The 21,975-nt window shown below is 39.0% G+C and carries 18 protein-coding genes, 1 pseudogene, 1 riboswitch and 1 other annotated feature; of the genes and pseudogenes, 4 read left to right on the top strand and 15 right to left on the bottom strand.

Annotated elements, in window-relative coordinates; genetic code table 11:
• The first annotated feature begins 250 nt into the window (after nt 1-250).
• A riboswitch (TPP riboswitch) is annotated at nt 251-347 on the top strand.
• A 68-nt stretch (nt 348-415) separates the two neighbouring features.
• Complete coding sequence (locus AWM71_RS06410) at nt 416-1,171, top strand: 3-oxoacyl-ACP reductase (RefSeq protein ID WP_060777178.1); 756 nt, start codon at nt 416-418, stop codon at nt 1,169-1,171.
• A gap of 198 nt (nt 1,172-1,369) precedes the next feature.
• Here AWM71_RS06410 and AWM71_RS06405 read toward each other — a convergent pair whose 3' ends face one another.
• From AWM71_RS06405 to mreC, 4 genes are all read right to left on the bottom strand, one after another.
• Nucleotides 1,370-2,041 carry an amino acid ABC transporter ATP-binding protein gene (locus AWM71_RS06405; RefSeq protein ID WP_060777177.1) on the bottom strand — a complete coding sequence of 224 codons (672 nt, stop codon included), beginning with the start codon at nt 2,039-2,041 and terminating at the stop codon, nt 1,370-1,372.
• Nucleotides 2,042-2,053: 12 nt separating this feature from the next.
• Nucleotides 2,054-3,523 (bottom strand): ABC transporter permease subunit, encoded by a 1,470-nt coding sequence (locus AWM71_RS08615; RefSeq protein ID WP_082632733.1) that lies wholly within the window; start codon nt 3,521-3,523, stop codon nt 2,054-2,056.
• A gap of 58 nt (nt 3,524-3,581) precedes the next feature.
• Nucleotides 3,582-3,795, bottom strand: a binding site (T-box leader).
• 44 nt (nt 3,796-3,839) lie between these two features.
• Entirely contained in the window at nt 3,840-4,361 is a 522-nt protein-coding gene (gene mreD / locus AWM71_RS06395; RefSeq protein ID WP_060777176.1) for a rod shape-determining protein MreD, read from the bottom strand.
• Entirely contained in the window at nt 4,354-5,394 is a 1,041-nt protein-coding gene (mreC, locus tag AWM71_RS06390) for a rod shape-determining protein MreC (protein WP_082632732.1), read from the bottom strand. The genes mreD and mreC overlap by 8 nt, the downstream gene beginning before the upstream one ends.
• A 225-nt stretch (nt 5,395-5,619) precedes the next feature.
• Here mreC and AWM71_RS06385 point away from each other — a divergent pair, with 225 nt between their 5' ends.
• Entirely contained in the window at nt 5,620-5,916 is a 297-nt protein-coding gene (locus AWM71_RS06385) for a hypothetical protein (RefSeq protein ID WP_060777175.1), read from the top strand.
• 104 nt (nt 5,917-6,020) lie between these two features.
• Here AWM71_RS06385 and AWM71_RS06380 read toward each other — a convergent pair whose 3' ends face one another.
• The 3 genes from AWM71_RS06380 to AWM71_RS06370 form a co-directional block, all read right to left on the bottom strand.
• Nucleotides 6,021-7,049, bottom strand: coding sequence for a lipoate--protein ligase (locus AWM71_RS06380; protein ID WP_060777174.1), 1,029 nt, complete (start codon nt 7,047-7,049; stop codon nt 6,021-6,023).
• 285 nt (nt 7,050-7,334) lie between these two features.
• Nucleotides 7,335-8,072, bottom strand: coding sequence for an amino acid ABC transporter ATP-binding protein (locus AWM71_RS06375; RefSeq protein ID WP_060777173.1), 738 nt, complete (start codon nt 8,070-8,072; stop codon nt 7,335-7,337).
• Nucleotide 8,073: 1 nt separating this feature from the next.
• Nucleotides 8,074-9,510 (bottom strand): amino acid ABC transporter substrate-binding protein/permease, encoded by a 1,437-nt coding sequence (locus tag AWM71_RS06370; RefSeq protein ID WP_060777172.1) that lies wholly within the window; start codon nt 9,508-9,510, stop codon nt 8,074-8,076.
• Nucleotides 9,511-9,915: 405 nt separating this feature from the next.
• On the opposite strand from AWM71_RS06370, the pseudogene AWM71_RS06365 reads away from it, so the two are divergent.
• A pseudogene (locus AWM71_RS06365) lies at nt 9,916-11,080 on the top strand (uracil-xanthine permease family protein).
• 139 nt (nt 11,081-11,219) lie between these two features.
• Here the strand turns inward: AWM71_RS06365 and AWM71_RS06360 are convergent.
• The 6 genes from AWM71_RS06360 to AWM71_RS06335 are packed head-to-tail and all read right to left on the bottom strand — an operon-like array spanning nt 11,220 to nt 18,055.
• Entirely contained in the window at nt 11,220-12,668 is a 1,449-nt protein-coding gene (locus AWM71_RS06360; RefSeq protein ID WP_060777171.1) for a dihydrolipoamide acetyltransferase family protein, read from the bottom strand.
• 13 nt (nt 12,669-12,681) lie between these two features.
• Nucleotides 12,682-13,671 (bottom strand): alpha-ketoacid dehydrogenase subunit beta, encoded by a 990-nt coding sequence (locus AWM71_RS06355; RefSeq protein WP_060777170.1) that lies wholly within the window; start codon nt 13,669-13,671, stop codon nt 12,682-12,684.
• A gap of 30 nt (nt 13,672-13,701) precedes the next feature.
• The gene (locus AWM71_RS06350; RefSeq protein WP_060777169.1) at nt 13,702-14,688 is read right to left on the bottom strand and encodes a thiamine pyrophosphate-dependent dehydrogenase E1 component subunit alpha; all 987 of its coding nucleotides are present in this window, start codon (nt 14,686-14,688) and stop codon (nt 13,702-13,704) included.
• Nucleotides 14,689-14,710: 22 nt separating this feature from the next.
• The gene (lpdA, locus tag AWM71_RS06345; RefSeq protein WP_060777168.1) at nt 14,711-16,123 is read right to left on the bottom strand and encodes a dihydrolipoyl dehydrogenase; all 1,413 of its coding nucleotides are present in this window, start codon (nt 16,121-16,123) and stop codon (nt 14,711-14,713) included.
• Nucleotides 16,120-17,223, bottom strand: a complete 1,104-nt coding sequence (gene buk / locus AWM71_RS06340) for a butyrate kinase (RefSeq protein WP_060777167.1) — start codon at nt 17,221-17,223, stop codon at nt 16,120-16,122. The genes lpdA and buk overlap by 4 nt, the downstream gene beginning before the upstream one ends.
• Nucleotides 17,207-18,055 (bottom strand): phosphate acyltransferase, encoded by an 849-nt coding sequence (locus tag AWM71_RS06335; RefSeq protein ID WP_060777166.1) that lies wholly within the window; start codon nt 18,053-18,055, stop codon nt 17,207-17,209. The genes buk and AWM71_RS06335 overlap by 17 nt, the downstream gene beginning before the upstream one ends.
• A gap of 73 nt (nt 18,056-18,128) precedes the next feature.
• Here AWM71_RS06335 and AWM71_RS06330 point away from each other — a divergent pair, with 73 nt between their 5' ends.
• A complete protein-coding gene (locus tag AWM71_RS06330) occupies nt 18,129-19,016 on the top strand; it encodes a LysR family transcriptional regulator (RefSeq protein WP_060777165.1) in 888 nt (295 codons plus the stop codon).
• 245 nt (nt 19,017-19,261) lie between these two features.
• Here the strand turns inward: AWM71_RS06330 and AWM71_RS06325 are convergent, their stop codons facing one another.
• The gene (locus AWM71_RS06325; protein ID WP_060777164.1) at nt 19,262-19,747 is read right to left on the bottom strand and encodes a SprT family protein; all 486 of its coding nucleotides are present in this window, start codon (nt 19,745-19,747) and stop codon (nt 19,262-19,264) included.
• On the bottom strand, nt 19,747-21,900 hold the full coding sequence (locus AWM71_RS06320; protein WP_060777163.1) for a Tex family protein: 2,154 nt from the start codon (nt 21,898-21,900) through the stop codon (nt 19,747-19,749). Before AWM71_RS06320 ends, AWM71_RS06325 begins: the two co-directional genes overlap by 1 nt.
• Nucleotides 21,901-21,975 lie beyond the last annotated feature (75 nt).

The raw sequence follows: 21,975 nt of genomic DNA, 5'->3' as shown, positions 1-21,975 counted from the left end.
CAGAAGGATTGGCAATTTGTCAATAGAAAAATCTCCCTAAAATGAAACAGTTTCCTTATTTTTTCAAAAAAATTCGAACCTATAAAAATATTTAAGCATTCCTTAGAGAAATAAGGTCCACAAAAGCTTATAAAATCTAGTAAAAAAAGATCTTTATAAAATTAGCATTCAAAAAGTATTATAAAAAATTTGAATTTTTTTCTACATTTACTTAGTCAATACGCGCAAAATAATATATAATAAGTTTGATGATGAATTGCAGGGGGACCCCTCGGTTGAGAAGGTTAAAACCTGACCCTTTGAACCTGTTTGTTAAGACAAGCGTAGGAAGCAATTAAAGTCTGATTTTTTCGCCTATCTCTACGAAATTTTCCCATCTATTCATTATTAAAATTTTACATGAAGGAGATACATTATGGGAAATTTAGTTGCTATTGTAACTGGCGCAAGTAGAGGATTAGGACATGAAATCGCCCATGTTTTGCTAGAGAATGGCTATTGCGTGGTGGCCGATTACTATCAGACACCCTCTGGCGCTCAGACCTTAGTCGATGAATTTGGAGAAGATAAGGTTCTTGCCGTTCAAGCAGATGTTAGAGACGAAGAGCAAATGGCCGCACTGAATAAGGCTGCCGTTGCCAAATTTGGTCAAGTGGATATTATTATCCATAATGCACTGATTAACTTTAAATTTGATCCAACCGCCCAACTTGACCTCGCTCATATTGGTTGGAAAAATTATTTATCCCAATTTGAAGGTTCTGTTAAAGGGGCTCTTAACCTCTTACAAACTAACCTCGCTAATTTAAAAGCATCTGATAATGCACGATTTATTGCGATTGGGACTAACCTCTTCCAAAGTCCTGTCGTTCCTTATCATGAATATACCACAGGGAAAGCTGCTCTCGTGGGCTTTATGAGAAATGCTGCAGCCGAACTTGGCAAAGATGGGATCGCATGTAATGTCGTTTCTGGTGGATTGTTGAAGACAACGGATGCTTCAGCAGTAACCACCCCTGAAGTTTTTGATTTAATCGCTCAAACAACCGCTCTCAAGAGAGTCACCACCCCTAGAGACCTCGCTGAACTTGTTTGTTTCCTTGCTAGTCCAGCTTCTAAGGGCATCAGCGGTCAAAACATCGTGGTTGACTCTGGTCAAACTTTTAATTAATGGTTCTACTTATATCTCATTTACAATAGAAATGTCTATTGGTCCAAGCTTCTGAGACTCACTGTCGCAGAAGCTTTTTTATTTTTCCCTTTTATTAAGTAAATAAAATCGGTGTCCCTCTTACGAATGACACCGATCTCCTTCAAAAAATAAAGAGATATTCTACAACTCCTCATTTTTCACATCTGATCAAACTTCTTATTTAAACTGAGTCGAAGAGACAATACGTGTTCCATACTTCTCCCCAAAGGCAATATCGTGGGTAACTACCAAGATTCCCATCCCCTCTTTAGCGAGTTTTTCAATGAGATAGCCCACTTGATCCGCAGACTCCCGGTCCAAAGCTGAGGTAGGTTCGTCAAAGCAGATAATCTGTGGGCTGAGCATCATGGCTCTTGCAATCGCAATCCTTTGCTTTTGACCCCCTGATAAATTTGCAGGATACACCTGAGCCTTATCCAATAAGCCGACAGTTTCTAAGAGTTCCTCTGCTTGTTTTTGGAGACTTTCTCTCTGCCCTAATTTCTGAGCTAGAGGAGCTTCTAAAAGATTCTCCATCACGGTTAAATTAGGAAAGAGTTCATAGTTTTGAAAGACCATACCAATCGCATTTTGATAAGCCCTTTGCTCTTTTGTTGAGGTATAAACGGCTTCTTGGCCATTATCTTCACAGAGAAGATAGTCTCCAATCCGAATACTCCCACGATCTGTCTTATCCAAATTATTAATCAGCCGCATAAAAGTCGTCTTCCCTGTTCCGGAAGGCCCTAAAAGTATGACAATTTCGCCTGAATCAATCTGGCAAGAAAAATGATCAATGATCTGATTATCTTTGAAAGATTTGCACAAATTTTTGACTTCTAAACTCATAGTCTCTCCTTCCTAACCCCAGTGAATTTGATTTTCTAAGCGTTTCAATCCTACTGTGACTACTGCTGTAAATACGAGATAAAAGACCCCACAAACGAGATAAGGAACAATCGTGGCATAGGTATTGGCCGAAATAGAGCCTGCTCTTAAGAGTTCCCCGAGTCCAATCACATAAACCAAAGAAGTATCCTTCACTAAGGCAATGACTTCATTGCCTACAGATGGTAAGGTAATGTTCATCACTTGCGGGAAGATAATCCGACAAAAACCGCGATATTTTCCAATTCCCAAGACTTTGATACTTTCATATTGTCCGCCTGGGACAGCCATAATGCCCCCACGGAAAATCTCTGCAAAGTAAGCGGCATAGTTAATCACAAAGGCTAAAATAGCAGCTGGCATCCGGTCTAAAGTAATCCCAATATAAGGAAGTCCAAAGAAGAAAACCATTAACTGTAACATCAAAGGACTCCCCCGCATAATGAAAACATATCCTTCAATCAAACCCCGAATCCAAGAAGCCCCAAATACACGGGCAATCGCAATTAAGAAGCCTAATGGCAAGGACATCACTAAAACGATGACAAACAGGCCTACCGTCAGCTCAAACCCTTTTCCTAATGAAGGAAGGATTTTTTGGAGAAGATTCTCTTGCTTGGCTACTTCACGATTTTGGCCGAACCATTTTTCAACGATTTGATCATATTTTCCATTTTCTTTGAGTTGGCTAATCCCTTGATCGATTTTTTCTTTTAAGGCTTGGTCTCCCAGACGCATACCGACGCCAAAAGGTTCTGCTGGATGCGAATCATCGACAAAGAAGGCGTACTTATCTGCTCCTCTGACCTGCATAACATATCTTCCATAGCAAGAATCGGTTGCTACAGCATCTACCCTTCCAGAATCCAAATCACTAAACACTTCATTATAACTCGAATAGAGAACAGGTTGTCCATTTAACTTTTGATAGAGTCCATTCGGCCAAGCTTGGATATATTTAGCCGTCGTAGACCCTGACTGAGTGGAAACCTTCTTTCCTTCTAAGTCTTCTAATTTTTGAATAGGAGATCCCTTCTTAGTAATAATAATGCCTGGACTCTCATAATAAGTTTTGGAAAACAACATCTGTTTTTCGCGGTCAGGTGTAATCCCTAACCCATTCCATATCATATCGATATTGCCTGTATTGAGTTCTGTCTCTTTCATCGCCCAATCAATTGGCTGAAATTCCATCTTCCAACCATAAAGATCCCCGATTGCTTTCGCAAGATCAATATCAAATCCCACTACTTCTCCTTTATCATTTCGGAAACCCATCGGCGCAAAGGTATCATCTAACCCTACTCGAACAGTATCCCCCTCTTTAGGGACCGGCTTTTCAAGGACAGCTTGATCGCCCGTTTGAGCGTCAACGCTTCCCCCACCTACTATACAAAAACTTATGAAACAGCATAGACTCACTAGCCATTTGAGGCTCTTCATCTCCACTTCCTCCTTCTTACAACGTTTAATCTAATAAAAAAAAGTCCTTCTCCCATAGGAAAAGGACGCTGTGGCGTGGTACCACCTTTTTTCTCAAGTATTTCACAATACTTAACTCTTCATGTTTAATAACACTTCGATGTAACGCTCGAACACGAATAGACTTTGATCTATTAACTCCTGGGTGTGTAGTTAGAACTTCCTTACCTGTTTTCAGCAACCAGGCTCTCTGCAAAGGAAGACTTCTAACCTCTTCCATTCATTGTTTGCTTATTATTTTGTATTATACTGATATTTCGTCATTTAATCAAGCTTTTTAACGTGCTTCCCATTGACAAAAAGCAGGAATAATAAGAGTCATCATAAAAATGATCAAACTATTAAATAAAAGTGACGGCCCTAAAAAGCTCTGAAAGAAAGTTCCATAACTTTCGTGATGAAAGCGTAACAAACGGTACACGATACAAATTATATGCTGATAAGTAAAGTAAGCCAGGACTCCCCACACCCACACTGTATAAAAATTAAGAGTCAGCTTCCGTTTGGCTAAATAAGTCACGTACACCAAAGCTGGAAACAGGAACAAGTTAATTCCTAAGATTCCGGTATAGTAACTGTCATAGAGAAACCCAATGACAAAAGACATGTTATAGAGAACTGACCGTTTCTCTGTATACAATGGCATTAGAATCCAAGTGATTAATAAAAAGGCGGGGACAATCTTATAGTGATGGGTGTTCACTAAAGCCAAAATCATGTTGGTCACCGAGCCATCTAGGAAAAAGAATAGCAAAAGAAAGCACGGCAAGGCAAAAGAATGTTTTAAATATTTACCCATGTCGTCTTCCTCCTCTTTGAGGACGGTGCAATGGATTTCTTGCAGGAACTTGGCCAGTAACTGCTGGTCGACTTGGACGCTGAGATTGTGCAGGAGGCTGACTAGAAGCAGCGGTTTGGCTGCTTGAAGAACTTTGACTTTGAGACGAATCAGAAGCTTTAATATCCTTAGGCGTTGCCTTCTTCTCTTTGCCAGATTCCTTATCAGACATAATCACAAAGACGTGCCGAATGTCGTTAAAGTTGGCAGCTGGGGAAACGAAGACCCGCTTGGAAAGATTGAACTCATCATCTTCTACTCTAGTAACTTTACCAATGACTAGACCTTCTGGAGAGATTCCTCCTAGACCACTGGTTGTCACGGTATCGTCTTTTTCAATTTTGGCGGACTTAGGCACTTGGTTGACAATCAGTTCATTATTGGTTCCATCATAATCATCAATCACGCCGTAGTAAATACTATCTTTGGATTGAATCCCGGCATACAGTTTCACAGAGTCTTCTTGATTAGAAGTTACTAAACTCACTTTCGAAGAAGTAGGACCTACTTCAGAAACCCGCCCAATAATTCCTTGATCCGTCATCACAGACATGTCTACTTTAATACCGTTATTTTCACCCACATCAATAGTTAATTTATCCAACCAATTTTCTGGTGAACGTGAAATAACCGTGGAGGCGATCACCTTTTTTCCAACAAGGGTTGGTTCTAACTTCAGCATATTGGCCATCTGCTTATTTTCTTCTTTTAAGATCGTATTTTGAGCTTCCAAGCTTTGTAAGGTGGCTATTTGTTTCTTTAACTTTTGATTCTCTTCATAGGTATTTTGTAGGCCACTCACTGCATCTCCAAATCGCATAACGATATTACTTGGTGCAGATACCATTCGGGCTATCATCGCAGCCACATCATTTACCCAAGTTACTGGTTGAGGCAAACCTCCTCCAAAAGTTGAAAAAGCAATCAAACTCAGTGAAGTAATCACACTTAACAAGATGACCACTAATTTTTTATTTTCAAAAAATTGGCGCACTGCGATTCTTCCTTTCCAAGGGCTAAGAGAAAGAAGTCTTTGGCTTTCTCTCTCAATTGATACTTGTTTATTATACCCTTCTCTCCAGCATTTTAAAAGTTTAAACTTTTCTATTAGCGCATCTTCTCACATTTTTATGTTCAAATTTTTCAAGACTTCTTCTTTGAAAAGATTCGCTAGAAGCGTATGATAAAAATAGACACTTTCAAGAAAGGAAAAGTTACTATGACGCTCACTCAAGACCTAAAAAAATATAATGAACTCAGTCTGAAAATCATTTCCCTCTTATTCGAAAAACATCCCGATCCACATGTCCTTTTAGAAATTCAGTCCAGCTTTCAATGTCCTTTTCTAGCTCGCCATTTAAACGCTTGTCAACTCAAAGAAAAATTAGCCAAAGGCGAAACGATTCCAAGTGATCAAGTCAAACGGCTTCTCTTGTTTGCTTTGCAACTTTGTCAGCAAAAAGTGAAACTACTTCTCGATCCAAAGACTGCAAATCTAGCCTGTCCTTTAAAATAATTTTTCAAAACGAAAAGAGGTTCTCCTAAAAAAAGAGTCCCTGAAAGTCAGAGTGTTGCTCTGACTTTCAAAGACTCCTCCAAGAGAAAATCCTCTTTTTTGTTTTAGCTTAATATAATGTCTGCTAATTCTTCATGAATTTGAGCATTGAAGTAAGGTTTGAGATCCATATCTTTCAAAACGTTGACAATGGCTTCTTTTTCAGCAGGAACACCTAACAAGACTTTTTCAACATCTTGAATAGGTTCTGATCCAAAGAAATCTCCATAAATCTTAATTTCTGAAATTCGACTTTTATCTACTGTCAAGTGTAATTCAAAGGTCCCAATACCTTCTAAACGTGCATTCCGAGTATATTGATATTCCGGAGATTCTCCATAAACCCAGTTCCAATTAAACCATTTTTCTTCACAACGTTTATCAATAGCTGCCCAGTCTTCGTCTGTTAAAACATATTGTTTAGCATCTTCTAACCGGTCTACTTTCAATAGACGACAAGCAACAAGGTCATGGAATTCCTTAGGTGTAAGGTTTTGATATTCTGGAGCTAAGTGATGACGAATGCTATCTACGTGTTGACGAACAGAATCTACACCTTTAGCTTCAATTTTCTTACGGTTTGGGGTTAAAACAGTCGTTAAGGTATCAAAATCAACATCTAACATTAATGAGTAGCCTGCATAGAAACGAGTAGGATCTAAACTCATGGCAGCTCCTGAGATTTTTTTGTTGCCAATTTTCAAATCGTTACGTCCGGAGAACTCAACATCTTTTGCCCCTAAATCATGTAAAACTTCAACCACGGGTTCGTACAATTTTTGGAAATTCAAATCTGTATTATTTGAACGATCATTGATCAAGTAACAGAAACTTGTATTCCCACGGTCTAGGTAAATCGCTCCACCACCAGTATCACGACGACAGAGTTGCACGCCTTTCTCCTTCATAGCATCCAAATTAACTTCTTTCACAGCATTTTGATACCGACCCATTTGAACTTGAGGGGAACTCGTGTAAGGCATCATAATATCATCATCAAGAAAGATATTTTGACGCACATACTCTTGTAAAGCCATATCCATTCCAGGGCGGTAAACATATTCACCGTTTCGTTTCATTTCAATTAAAATCATGCAACTTCCTCCTGAATAATTCTCAAAATCATCTAACATACAACACCTCTATTATAACTTGTTAGGTTATCTACTAAAAGAGAAAACTATTATTTTTTAAAAGAGAAAATTATTATTTTTGTTTAACCTTTTTTTATTTTCATTCTGTCCTTTGAACGTGCCAAAATAGGTCAAAGATATTTTTAATGTAATGTTTTTCTTAAGTCCTATTCTCACTTCTTTAAACAAATAAAAAAATCTCCTTTACTTCTAAAGTAAAGGAGATTTTTTAACCTTTTTCTGCATCTATTTAAGGACTTTCTGTAAGAAATCTTTTGTCCGTTCATTTTGTGGATGTTCAAAGATTTGCTCTGGCGTTCCTTCTTCAACGATATATCCGCCATCCATAAAAATGGTTCGATCAGATACTTGTTTCGCAAACCCCATTTCGTGAGTAACAATCACCATGGTCATTCCTCTATTAGCGAGGTCTTTCATGGCTTCTAGAACGTCCCCAACCATTTCTGGGTCTAAAGCAGAAGTAGGTTCATCGAATAACATCAAGTCCGGATCCATTGCTAAGGCACGCGCAATCGCCACACGTTGTTTTTGACCACCAGATAAAGAATTAGGGTAAGCATCTGCCTTACTTTCTAATCCAACATCTGCTAAGAGAGACAAAGCTTTTTTGTCAGCTTCTTCTTGACTCATCTTTCCAAGTTCAACTGGGGCTAAAGTAATATTTTCTTTAACCGTTTTATGTGGGAAAAGATTAAATTGTTGGAAAACCATTCCAATATTTTCGCGTGCTTTATCAATTTCTAATTTTGGATCCGACATATCAAATCCGTCCACCGTAACTTGTCCACCATCAATGGTTTCCAAACGGTTGATACAGCGAAGTAAAGTAGATTTTCCTGATCCAGAAGGTCCGATAATACATACCACTTCACCTTCTGAAATAGATAAGTTAATATCTTTTAATACTTCATTATCTCCAAAACTCTTTTTAAGGTTTTGAATAATCACTTTCTTTTCAGCCATATTATAGACTCCTTTCGATATGCTTTGATAGTTTGGTTAATAGGGTAATAATAATAATGTATAGAACCCCAACAATAAACCAAATCTTACCCGATTGATAAGTGCGTGCTATTATAATTTTACCAGTTTGTGTTAATTCTACAAGTCCAATTACAGATAAAATTGAAGTATCTTTCAAAGTTATCACAAATTGATTAATAAAAGCTGGAATCATCAATTTAAAGGCTTGCGGTAAAATAATTTTACGCATCGTCATTGATTTCGTTAACCCTAAAGACCGACTAGCTTCGAATTGCCCCACTGGAATACCTAAAATTCCTCCTCGAATAATTTCAGAGATATAGGCCGAAGCATTGAGAGTAAGTGTAATAATTCCGGCAATATTAGCAGATAAATTAATATCACAGAGTTGAGGAATACCAAAATAAATGAAGAAAGCCAACACAATCACAGGTAACCCTCTAAACAAATGAACGTAAGCAGATGCCACTCTACCTAAAATTGCAGAATCGCTCACTGCCATCATAGCAATCACTACCCCAACAAGGAAAGCAAATAAAATGGCAAAGGCAGTAATTTTAATGGTGTTAAATAACCCCATTGCGATATTTTTAAAGTTTCCACGAAGTAATCCCAATAAAGAATGATCAATTTCTTGACTGGACGTACTCAAGTAGCGATTAACAATTTCATCATATTGCCCATTTTCTTTAAGTTTTTTCAAACCACGGTTAAATTTTTCGAGGAATTCAGGAGACTTGCCCTTTCCAACAGCCACCCCTAATTCTCCGTTTGGAATCTTATCTCCGACTAATTGGAGTTCCATCCCCGTATTAATCGCATAGGCCATTACTGGATAATCTTCTACAGCCGCATCACTATTTCCACTTAATACATCTTCATACATATTAGAGGAATCTTCAAAGGTTGTAATTTTTAAATCGTACTTATCCTTCATCTTAGATGCTTGCTTAGCTCCAGAGGTCCCTGTCTTTACAGCAATTTTCTTTCCTCTTAAGTCCTCCAAACTATGGATAGAAGATCCCTTCTTTGCTCCAAAAATAACAGCAGAATCAAAGTAAGGGTCTGTAAAATCAAAAGAAGATTTTCTTTCATTAGTAATAGACATCCCAGCCATCACAGCATCTGCTTGTCCAGATTCCAAGGCTTGAACAGCGGCGTTAAATCCTAACCGTTTTAATTGGTAATCAAAACCTTCTTCTTTAGCAATTGCCTCTAAAAGCTCTACATCAATCCCCACAAATTTACCCTCTTGACTTTCAAATTCGAAGGGTGCAAAAGTCGTATCTGTTGCTATAATATAAGTCTTTTCTGCAGCATGAGCCTGCTCCTGATTACAGCTTATACAACCTAACCAAACAAGAATAGCTATTGTTAGATATTTTAACAAGCCATGTAGCTTTTTCTTTTTTTTCATAGTAATCAGTCCCCTTTTGTAATAATTTTGAGACTATTTTATCATGGATTTATAAAGAAAGCAAGAGTTGGGAGTACATTTATGTCACTTTTTATAACACCCTATACTAATAAGGTGTTATTTTATGACATTCAAAGCTATGTCGCATTTGCTTTGTTATATTTTATTACATTCGCTTCTACTAAGCATTCTTTACTGCTATTTTTTATTTCAACATTGACTTTTTAGAAATTAACCCTTAGACTATTAGGAGTTTAGGTCTTTTAATCTCTGCCCGTGAGAAGAGAAAAGACATGCGTATTTTATCAAGTCGTCATATAAGTCCTTAACCACACTATTAAGGGCTTTTTTTGCGCCCACAAATAAGGAGAATGTTCTATTGAATTACATACTAACCGTCTGACTATGCGCTACGATATTGATCAAAAGCCCCCACGTATCGAAGGCTTATTTTTAAGTTTCCAACACGTCTTTGCCATGTTTGGTGCAACTATCTTAGTTCCTTTAACTTTAGGGATGCCAGTTTCCGTCACTTTAATGTGTAGTGGCTTAGGAACCTTAATCTATACTTTCTTCATCAAAGGAAAGGTTCCTGTCTATCTTGGATCTTCTTTCGCTTTTATTGGAGCAATGAAAATCGCTATGGAACAAATGGGTAGATCGACTACTCCCCCCAGTCGTCATTGGGCCACTCATTGTTGTTATCGGGCTTTCCTTAGCAAGAAGTGCTGTAACCAACGCTGGCTTTGTCCCAAATGGGAACTTACAAACTATGATCGTAGCCATCTTCACTTTTATCGTCTGTGCCTTGGTTAATGTACGAGGCAAGGGATTTGTTCGGGTCATTCCTTTTTTGATTGCCTTGATCTCCGGTTATATTCTTACAGCCTTTATGGGATTGGTCGACTTCACTCCTATTAAAGAAGCAGCTTGGTTTGAAATTCCACATTTCATCTTATCATTCAACACTTCTTACTTTGATTCTTTCAGACTTTACTTCGGTCCAGAAGCTCTCGCCATTATTCCGGTAGCCATCGTTACCTTATCCGAACATATCGGAGACCATACCGTTCTTTCCGAAATCTGTGGGCGTCAATTCTTAAAAGACCCAGGTTTGAATAAAACACTCCTTGGGGACGGATTAGCGATTTGTGTATCCGCTCTCTTGGGTGGTCCTTCAGAAACAACTTACGGCGAAAATACAGGGGTTGTTGGGATGACACGGGTCGCTTCTACTAGCGTTATCCAGCACGCTGCTGTCATTGCCATCACCATTTCCTTCTTAGGGAAATTCACCGCACTGATTTCAACTATTCCTACAGCCGCTTTAGGAGGAATGTCTATCTTACTATACGAGACCATCGCTTCTAATGGCTTAAAAGTCTTAATCGAAGCAAAAACAGACTTCAAAGATGTTCGAAACCTCATCATCGCTTCTGCAATTCTAGTTCTTGGTTTAGGCGGAGCTATCTTAGAATTCTCCAATATTCTCACGATATCAGGTACAGCCTTAAGTGCTATTGCTGGTATCTTACTTAATCTCCTATTACCAGAAACCGCAAATGACTAATTAAAAAAATTTTCAAAATAAGAAAATCTCGCTCTTCCACTCTTAATGTGGGAAAAGCGAGATTTTTTTAATTACATATAGAAGTTTCCTCTCCAGTCACTGGAGAAATGACTTTCTCTATATTTTACGTTATATCATTTTAATAAATATCTGTAGGGCTATCAAAAGCAGCTAAGCTAGCTTTAATATCAGATAAGAACTGACCTGCAGCTAAACCATCTAATAAGCGGTGATCAATGGATAAACATAAGTTCACCATATCTGCTACTTTAAATCCGCCATCTTTAGTTGGAATCATTTGCTTTCTAATGCTTTCTACTTGTAGAATCGCTACTTGAGGCGCATTAATAATTCCCATAGAAGCTGTCGACCCAAAGCTACCAGTATTATTCACTGTGAAGGTACCGCCCTTCATATCAGCGCCGCTTGCTTTTCCTTCGCGAACTGCTGTAGATAAGCGAGCAATTTCTTTCGCTAACCCACTAATCGAGAAGTTATCGGCTTGATGAATAACAGGAACATATAAAGTATCTCCATTCGCAACCGCAATCGATATATTAATATCTTTGTGGTAAACCACTGTATTATCTGCTTGCCAAGATGCATTGAAGCTTGGATGTTTCTTGAGGGATTGCGTTACCGCTTTAATAAAGAACGGTAAGTAAGTTAAGGAACAGCCTTCTGTTGCTTTATATTTATCTTTTTCTGCTTTACGGAGACGAACGATATTCGTTACATCAACTTCTACACGTAACCAAGCATGCGGAATCTGCGTATAGCTTTCTACCATATGTTTTGCAATAGCCTTCCGAATAGGACTTGGAGTAACTACTTCATCATTTCCACAAACTTGTGATTGACAAGCGGCTGGAGCAGGTTGATCAGCCACTGGTGCAGCAGGGGCACTTGTAGCAGCTGGAGCCACTTCTTGAACAGCTCCAGGTTGGAAATTCAGAACATCTTGACGGGTAATCCGACCATGAGATCCAGTTCCTTGGACCTGATTGAGGTCAATGCCACGTTCATTTGCTAATTTCACCACAGCTGGTGAGAAGCGTCCGCCACCCTCATTTGCTGGTGCTTTTCCTGCTGAAGTTGCCGCAGGAGCAGAGGCTGCTTTTGCTTTTTCTGCATAAGCAAGAACATCTTTCTTGGTGATTCGTCCACCTGAACCTGTTCCAACAACTTCTTTCAAATCTACCCCTTTTTCACTCGCTAACTTAACAACAGATGGTGAATAAGTGGTATTTGTAGATGCTGGTTTCTTAGGTTTTTCTGCCGCTTTAGCTGGTTCAGCTGCTGGTTTTGGAGCTGCGGCCTTATCTTCAGGCTCAGGAGCTGCATCTCCACCTACATCAATCTTCAAAATAGGTGTACCAATGGCTACTTCTTCATCTTCTTTTACCAACAGTTCTGTAATCGTTCCGCTATATTCTGAAGGAATTTCAGTTGTTACCTTATCGGACATAACCTCTGCTAAAACATCGTATTTTTCAATCGATTGGCCAGGTTTAACTTTCCAATAGGTAATCGTTGCTTCGTGGACGCTTTCCCCCAAAGCTGGCATAATGATCTCTTTTATGGCCATCATATTCCTCCTTCTAGAATTCTGATAATTCTTTCATTGCGTCATAAACGCGTTCTTCATTTACTAAGAATTCACGTTCAAGATTAATTGCATAACCCATTGCTGGCACATTTGGACCTGCTAAACGTTTAATTGGAGCATCTAAATCGAACAAGGCTTCTTCAGCGATGATAGCTGCGATATCATTGATAACAGCACCTTCTTCGTTGTCTTCACTGATTAAGAGAACTTTTCCTGTCTTCTTTGCAGCATTAACTAAAGTTTCTCGGTCAAGTGGGTAAAGGGAACGAACGTCTACGACTTCTGTTTCAATACCATCTTCTTCAGCTAAACGTTCTGCAGCTTTAAGAGCGTGATGAAGAACTAAGCCATAGCCGATAACCGTCATGTCATCCCCTTCACGAACAACATTTGCTTTGTCAATTGGAACAGTGTATTCTTCTTCAGGAATATCTTCCTTGAGTAACCGATAGAGGCGCTTGTGCTCATAGAACAATACTGGGTCATCTGACCGAATAGCTGATTTAATCATACCTTTGGCATCATAAACTGTAGATGGTGTTACAACGCGAAGACCTGGTTGTCCTGCAAAGACTTTTTCTGATGATTGGGAGTGATAGAATCCACCACGAACCCCACCACCATAAGGAGCACGGAAAACAATTGGAGTGGTCCAGTCTCCTTTTGTCCGATAACGCATACGTGCAGCTTCTGAACAAATCTGGTTAACAGCAGGTAAAATATAGTCCGCAAATTGGAATTCACCAATTGCACGATAACCACGTAAACCTAAACCAACAGCCAATCCTCCGATAGCGATTTCTGTTAACGGACTATTAAAGCAGCGGTCATCGCCATATTTTTCAGCTAATCCTTTACTGATCCCGAAAACCCCACCTTTAACGCCACCAACGTCTTCACCGAAAATGACCACTTTGTCATCGCGTGCCATTTCCTCATCAATACCGCGATTAATGGCTTGTAAATAAGTCATCTCTGTCATAATTAATCATCCTCTCCTTCAATTGGCTGTTTAGTCTGCATAAACTTGTTCATAAAGTGATTCTGGTGTAGGGTCAGGCATTGCTTCCGCTTCATCTGTCGCTTTATTGACAAGAGCACGAATCTCTTCTTTCATCTTTTCAATTTCTTCAGCTGTGAGATACCCTTCGTCAATCATTTGCTTACACATCTTTTCAACAGGGTCATCGGCTTCTACTTCAGCTAATTCTTCTTTTGAACGGTATACGGTTTGATCATCGTCACTGGAGTGGCTAGTCATACGTTCTACCATCATTTCAATTAAGTAAGGACCTTTACCAGAACGTCCATATTCAACCGCTTTCTTGAAGGCAAGGTAGGTCGCTGCAAAGTCACAACCATCTACACGAACTCCAGGGAAGCCATAAGCTTCACCACGAATAGCTAAGGTTTCAGAAGAATATTCTCCTTTATTTGGAACAGAAATGGCATATCCGTTGTTTTCTACAACGAAGATTACTGGTAATTTCATAACCCCAGCAATGTTCATTGCTTCTGCACATTCTCCTTGTCCGAAAGAACCGTCCCCTGTGACTACTAATACTAAGCTGTCTTCTTTATTTAATTTGGCAGCTAAAGCCATCCCACTTGCTAGAGGATATTGGGTACTTACTGGGGAAGAATGACTCACAATATTGTGTTCCTTTGACCCATAGTGGTTAGGCATTTGACGTCCATGAGAGTTAGGATCTGCATCTTTAGCAAATGTTGCCATTAAGCAGTCTTTTGGTGTCATCCCCCAAGCAAGCACTGCTCCTAAATCACGATAGTAAGGGTTAAAGTAGTCTTTCTTAGGATCAAATGCTAATCCCATAGCTACTTGACCTACTTCATGCCCCTTCCCTGAAATGTTAAAGGAAGTTTTCCCGATACGAGTTAATTGCCAATAACGATCATCGACAATTCTCGTTTCAAGAACCAATCGAAAAGCTTCGATAATCTCTTCTCGTGATAAACCAGATGTTTTTAACTTTTCCATTTTCCGTCACTCACTTTCTTTTTTATTTATGTATTGCCATTTTGTAAGAATCTAAGGCCGCTTCTTGAATCGCTTCACTGAGCGTTGGATGCGGATGAACAACTTCTCCTAATTCATGAGCGGAGGCATTGACGTATCTTGCCAATGAACCTTCACTGATCATTTCTGTTGCATGAGGTCCAATAATGCTAATTCCTAGTAAGTCATCATTTTCTTCATTTCTGAGAACTTCCACAAAGCCACCTTTGGCACCTGCGATCATCCCCTTACCATTGCTGGTGAATGGGAATTTACCCACTTTGACCTTCATGCCTTCTGGAATATCGGCTTGGGTATACCCTACACTTGCTATTTCTGGTGAAGTATAGGTACATCTTGGCATAGAAACATAATCTAGAGTGTCTTGACAGTTATTAACCAAGTGCTCTACCGCGATCTTTCCTTCAGCCATTCCGACATGTGCCAATTGGAGAGTAGGAATAGCATCTCCGATCGCATAAATGTGACTTTCAGCGGTTTGATAGTGTTTATTGACTTGAATTCCCTTCTTATCAAACTTGATAGAAGTATTTATCAAACCGATATTATCAATATTCGGTTCACGTCCTACCGCTACTAAAACTTTATCAAAGATTTCAGGTTTTGCTTCTCCTTCAACGCTTACTGCAACCCCGCCATTAACAACTTCTGCTTTTTGGACTTTAGCGGAGGTCTTTACACATATTCCATCACCTTCAAAGGCACGTTTGAGTTCTTGACTAATCGAAGGACTTTCATTAATGACCAAACGATCAGCATATTCAATGACGGTTACTTTACTTCCCATGCGATTGAGGAAAGACGCAAATTCTACGCCGATTACTCCTCCTCCGATAACAGCTACTGTCTTAGGAAGTTCACTAATTTCTAACATTCCCGTTGAACTAAGAATGTTTTCTTCATCAATTTTTAAATTAGGAAGGGATTTTACTCGAGAACCTGTGGCGATAATCAAATTCTTAGGAACAATCACAGTTTCTTCTTTCGAAGGATCTTCATATGTCACCGTTACAGTTCCTGAAACAGGTGAGAATATGGATGGTCCCATGACTGCGCCTTTCCCATGAAGGACTTTAATTTTATTCTTCTTCATGAGAGCTGAAACCCCGTTGCGAAGATTGGAAACAATCTTCTCTTTTCTTGCTTGAATAGTCGCAAAGTTAATTTCGTAATCGGATTTCAAAGAGAAACCAAATTCGTCTGCATGGTCAATGTCATGTTTGACTGAAGCACTTTGAAGCAAGGCTTTTGTAGGAATACATCCCCTATTTAAGCAGGTTCCCCCCATCAAATCTTCTTCAACTAAAATGACTTCTTTTCCTAATTTTGCAGCTTGTATAGCTGCGACATAACCAGCTGGACCTCCTCCTAAAACGACTAAATCTGTTGTAATCATTCTATCGCTCCTTCCCTATTTACCTGATAAGTTTTCGCCTCTTCTTCACCGTTTAGCACTCTAATTGCTCCTTCATACAGAGCTTCCATTTCCCTTTCACCAGGGAAAGCTAACACAGGAGCTATCCACGATAGATCTTTTTGGAGTTTCTCACGGATGTAATCTGCATACATAATGCCACCTGTTAAAACAATAGCATCTACATTTCCATCCAAGACTGCTGCCATACTCCCGATAGATTGCTTCAATTGATAGCTCATTCCATCTAAGTAATAGCGAACACGTTCATCTCCATTTTCCATTTCTTCAACCAATTTTCTAAGATCGGTTTCGCCTAGATAAGATTTCAATCCCCCATCTCCTGCAAGAAGACGACGAATTTCAGGTTTTGAAAGTTTTTCGGTTACTATCTTTTTAGCAAAATCAGCCAATGGAAGACTACCTGGGCGTTCTGGGCTATATGGCCCTTCTCCATCAATTCCATTTACCATTTCAATAATTCGACCATGGTCATGAACACCAATACTGATGCCCCCTCCCATATGAGCCACGATTAAGCGACTTTCTGAGTAGGTTTTTCCTAACTGTTCAATAGCTTTTCTAGCTACTGAGCGTTGATTTAAAACATGACCAACACTGCGTCTTTGAATTCCTGCTAAGCCACTAATTCTTGCAATAGGATTCAATTCATCCACTACAACTGGGTCCACAATATATGCAGGGCATCCCCATCTTTGGGCAAGAGGAGCAGCGATCATAGCACCAAGGTTACTTGCATGCGCTCCGTAGCGCTCTTCCTTGAGATCTTCTAACATGGCTTCATTGACTGAGTAAGTCCCTCCTTCTACAGGTTGGAGTAATCCTCCTCGACCAACAACTGCCGCGCATTTATTCCCATCAAAATTAGCTTTTTCAAGGAAATCTTCAATGATTTCTTTTCGGTAATCGATTTGATCTCTAATTTGCCGAAATTTTTGTAATTCCGTTACCGGATGACGAATCACTTCTTCTTGCTTTTGTCCCTCTTTAAAAATTGCTAATTTTGTAGAGGTAGATCCTGGGTTAATGGCTAACACATATTCTCTACTTAACGTTGTCATCACTTCTCCCTCCTATAACCTGTTGAATAGCAAAGGTTAGTGCTTGTAATTTACTGCTGGATGAATCGCTTCGACTCGTAATAACAATAGGAACCTTAGTTCCTGCAATCACTCCGCCTAATTCTGCATCCCCGAATAATAACAAGGACTTGTAAATAACATTTCCTACATCAATCGTAGGAACAACAATAATATCTGCATCTCCCATTACCTTGCCTTGATAACCTTTTCGCTCAACAGACTTTGGTGAAAGTGCCAAATCGAATGAAAGTGGACCTTCAACAATAGCGTCTTCTTCTTGAAGCCTTTCTTTAAGATTCACAGCAAGTACAGAAGAAATCATCTTAGGATTAATATTCTCAGCTGATGAAATAAGAGCAACTTTTGGTTTATCTAATCCTAATAAATGTGCGATGTGAATAGCGTTTCTAGCAATTTCAAATAATTGATCCTCTGTTGGTTGAAGATTCATTCCCGCATCCGTCAATAAAAAAGGCTGATTACGTTTTGGAATTTTCACAAAAGTTACATGGGAAAGTACCGCTTGCGTCTTTAAGTGGTAATCTTTCTTCAAAACTTCTTTTAAGAGGGTATGGGTCTTAACGTTACCTTTCATTAAGATATCAGCTTGTCCATTATCTGCCCATGTCACCGCTTGAGTCACAGCATCCGCTTCATTTTCACAAGGATGATAAATCCATACGCCATCTTCTGCACAATTTTCTTTGTCGTCAAATACATGAAATTCAATTTCATTATTTTCCGCCTTTGCTGCTCGAACCACATGAAGGATTTCTTCTCTAGCTCCACACGCAACTGCGATCTTAATCATAATTTGCCTCCTTTATTGACAAAAACTTGTTATAATAAATTTATATAAACAAATTAGGAAAGAAGGAAGTCTCATGGATATTCGTCAACTACGCTATTTTTTAACGGTTAGCCAAGAACACAGTTTTTCCGCAGCTGCTAAAAAGCTTTTTGTGACTCAGCCTACTTTATCTACCGCTATTAAAAAATTGGAAGATGACCTTAACCATCCTTTATTCTTCAAAGAAAAGAACACCCTTACGCTTACACCCGCTGGTAAAATGCTAAACGAACGTGGTGGCAAACTTCTCTTAGAGTTTGATAAATTGACTGAGGATGTCCAACATTACGGAGAGAACCAAAAAACATATATTCGTCTAGGAATGACTACTGTCTTCGCTAGAAAATTCATGCCTTTAATTTCTCAATTCCTCATCACCCATCAAAACTGCGATATCACCCTTAGACAAGGCGGTTCTCCTGAACTTCAACGTGCCTTGACTAATAATGAGATAGATCTTGGAATTATTTCCTTTCCAAAATTTGAAAAAAACATTGATCTCGAACCTATTAATAATCTTTCATATCACATTTGTGTGGTTGTTCCTTACAAGCATCCTCTCTCTCAAGAAACAGTCATCTACACCGATCAACTCAAAGGCCAACGTTTCGCTAGTTTCTCTAAAAAGTATACGCTGGGGAAGCACCTAGAATATTTAGCTAAAGCTGCTAATTTCACTCCTAACATTGTTTATTCTGGTGACAATATTTCTGTCCTTCTGAATAGCTTAGAAGATATGAATGCAATCTCCCTTATGGCTATCGAATACAAGTCCTTTGTGAAATGCTCAAACAATCTTCATTGGATCCCTCTCATCGATCCGTATTCTCAAATTCAGATCGGATTAGCCCACACTAAACACTTTTTTATGACAGATTCCATCCGAGAACTTATCAATATACTACATTCTAATAAATTATGAGAGCCGCTCTACAACTATATAGTAACCGTTTTCAAAAACATTGTACAGATTTTTCCTTCATGTTAAAATTTATGCCCGTATAGTTTATTTTTATAGATTTAAAAGCGAAATAATTTATTATGAATTATCCCCTAAAATAGTGCAAGGGAATCTTTAAAAACCTTTTTCACTATTTTTTTATGTCCACTTGAAAAAAATAGCACAGCTACTGAAGTAACTGTGCTATAAAAATTCGGCTATTTTATTTAACTAATAGAATAACTATTTCTTGTATTCTTTTTGCAATGCAATGGACCTTGACAATGCCCACATCTGTACTTTTTGATATTGATACGTCTCTGTCTAGGATAGATTTGACCGCACCTCTGACATTCATAAATATAAGGTACTTCTTCTTTTAAAGCAGGCGTATATCTTAATCCCCCTACTTCTTGAAGTAACCGTCTAAAATCAGAAGAACGATGCTGGTAAGGTTTTTTTTGAAGATAGAGATGATAGTGACAGAGTTCATGGCGAATAATCCCTAAGCCCACTTCTCTAGAGAAGGCCGCAAAAACTTTAGGATTAAATTCCAAGCGCAAACTTTTTACAATGAAGCGCCCTCCCGTTGTCCTTAATCGACGATTCCACGAAACTTCATGTACAAAAACTCGCTTAAAATCTCTAAGAGAAACCTCTTTAACCAGTTCTTTTAACTCTTCTTCACTAAACGGGATTTTTGAAGAAAGCATTAGGCTTTTGGTCCAATCATAGATAGCCAAATTCTTCCCTTATTCTTGTCAATTTGGACAACCCATACCTCTACAATGTCTCCTACACTCACCACATCTTTAGGATCTGTAATATATTTTTCACTTAAACGAGAGATATGGACCAAACCATCTTGCTTGACACCAATATCCACGAAAGCTCCAAAATCTACCACATTACGTACCGTACCTTGTAAGCACATGCCTTCTTTAAGGTCTTCCATTGACATAACATCTTGACGTAAGATAGGACCACTAATTTCTTCTCGCGGATCCCTTCCTGGACTCAATAAAGCGGTTTGAATATCCGTTAAAGTCTCTAATCCTACCTCATGGGACGTTGCCAAAGCTTCTAAATTCCAAGACTTGATCCATTGTTTCACCTCTGCTTGATGGAGGGATTCAATCGCATATCCCGCTTCTTCAAACAATTCCAAGGTCACTGGATAAGACTCTGGGTGAATTCCTGTACTATCTAAAGGATTGTCTCCTTCTCGAATTCTTAAAAAGCCAGCCGCTTGTTCATAAGCTTTTGGACCTAAGCGAGGAACTTTCAGGAATTCCTCCCGATTGGTAAATTTTCCTTGTTCATTTCGATAAGCTAAAAGGTTTTTGGCTACATTTTTGCTGAGGCCTGACACATGAGCCAATAGAGAAGCACTCGCTGTATTCACATCAACTCCTACTCGGTTAACCACTAATTCCACAATAAAGTCCAATTGATCGCTCAACTTACTTTGGCTCACATCGTGTTGGTATTGACCAACTCCGATAGCTTGCGGATTAATTTTGACTAATTCTGCCAAAGGATCTTGAAGCCGTCGACCAATACTTACAGCTGAACGTTCTTCTACATTATAATCTGGAAATTCTTCTCTAGCGATCGGACTTGCCGAGTACACGGAAGCCCCACTCTCACTTACAATCGTGTAGGTGCATTGGAGACCTTCTTCCTTAATAAAGGAAGCCACAAATTCTTCTGATTCTCGACTAGCTGTCCCATTTCCAATAGCAATCACGTCTATTCCATACTTTGAAATGAGATCTTTTAAGATCTTTTTAGCGCCTTCCTTATCTTTTTTAGGAGGGGTTGGATAAACAACCGTCTTATCCAAGACTTGCCCTGTTGGACTTAATATAGCTAATTTACATCCTGTTCGATAGGCAGGATCCCACCCTAATACTACTTTCCTTTTGAGAGGTTGTTGCATTAAGAGGTGCTCTAAATTCGTAGAAAATGTAGAAATGGCCGAGTCCTCAGCTTGTTCGTTCAATTGACTTCTTACATACCGAAAGGCTTGAGGAAGTAAGAAGCGTTCTAAGCTATCTTGAATAGCATCTTGTAATTGGCCAGTAGAGACCGGTCTCCCCTTTATAATCTCTTTCACTAAGTAAGCAGCTAAAGGAAATTCATCAATCTCTAAGGATACTGTGACGATTTTTTCTTTTTCTGCACGGTTAATGGCCAAGACTTGATAAGGCTTTAGTCGTTTTAATTTTTCTTCAAAATCATAATAAACAGCATAAGTTTCCTGATCATCTTCTGCCTTCGCCCGTTTTTTAGAGACTAAACTTCCCTTTTCAAACACAAAAGTCCGGACATGCTCTAAGAAAGTCACATTTTCCGAAATCCATTCACAAATAATTTCATGGGCTCCAGCCAGTGCTTCATCTCCACTGCTAATCTTTTCATTAATGAATGTTTCCGCCTTTTGGTGGACATTTCCCTCTGTAGGACAAGCATACAACCATTCTGCTAAAGGCTCTAAGCCCGCTTCTTTGGCTTGAGTAGCCTTCGTCCGTCTTTTCTTTTTATACGGTGCATAGAGGTCTTCTAGGGTTTGTAAGACAGTGCTTGCTTCAATATTTTTCTTCAAATCAGAAGTTAATTTGCCTTGACTGTCAATAGACTTTAGAATGCTTTGGCGTCTTTCTTCCAAATTCTCTACATATTGATGCGTCTCTTTAATCTTTTGAATAGCGACTTCATCCAAAGCTCCTGTTTTTTCCTTACGGTAACGCGCAATAAAAGGCACAGTGTCCCCAGCTTCTAACATAGAAATAACGGCTTGTATCTGATCTACTCGATATTCCTTCAAGCGATCATGCACTTGCTGAATGAATTGTTCAGACATATCTTGTCCCCTTTCTTAACTTTATCTACTATAACGGTTCCGTCTGACCTTGTCCAATCTTTTTCCTCTTATTTT

The organism is Aerococcus christensenii (genome assembly GCF_001543105.1).
In the GTDB taxonomy this organism is placed as follows: domain Bacteria; phylum Bacillota; class Bacilli; order Lactobacillales; family Aerococcaceae; genus Aerococcus; species Aerococcus christensenii.
The sequence above is the reverse complement of the archived record's forward strand: the minus strand, read 5'-3'. Positions and strand labels throughout refer to the sequence as shown.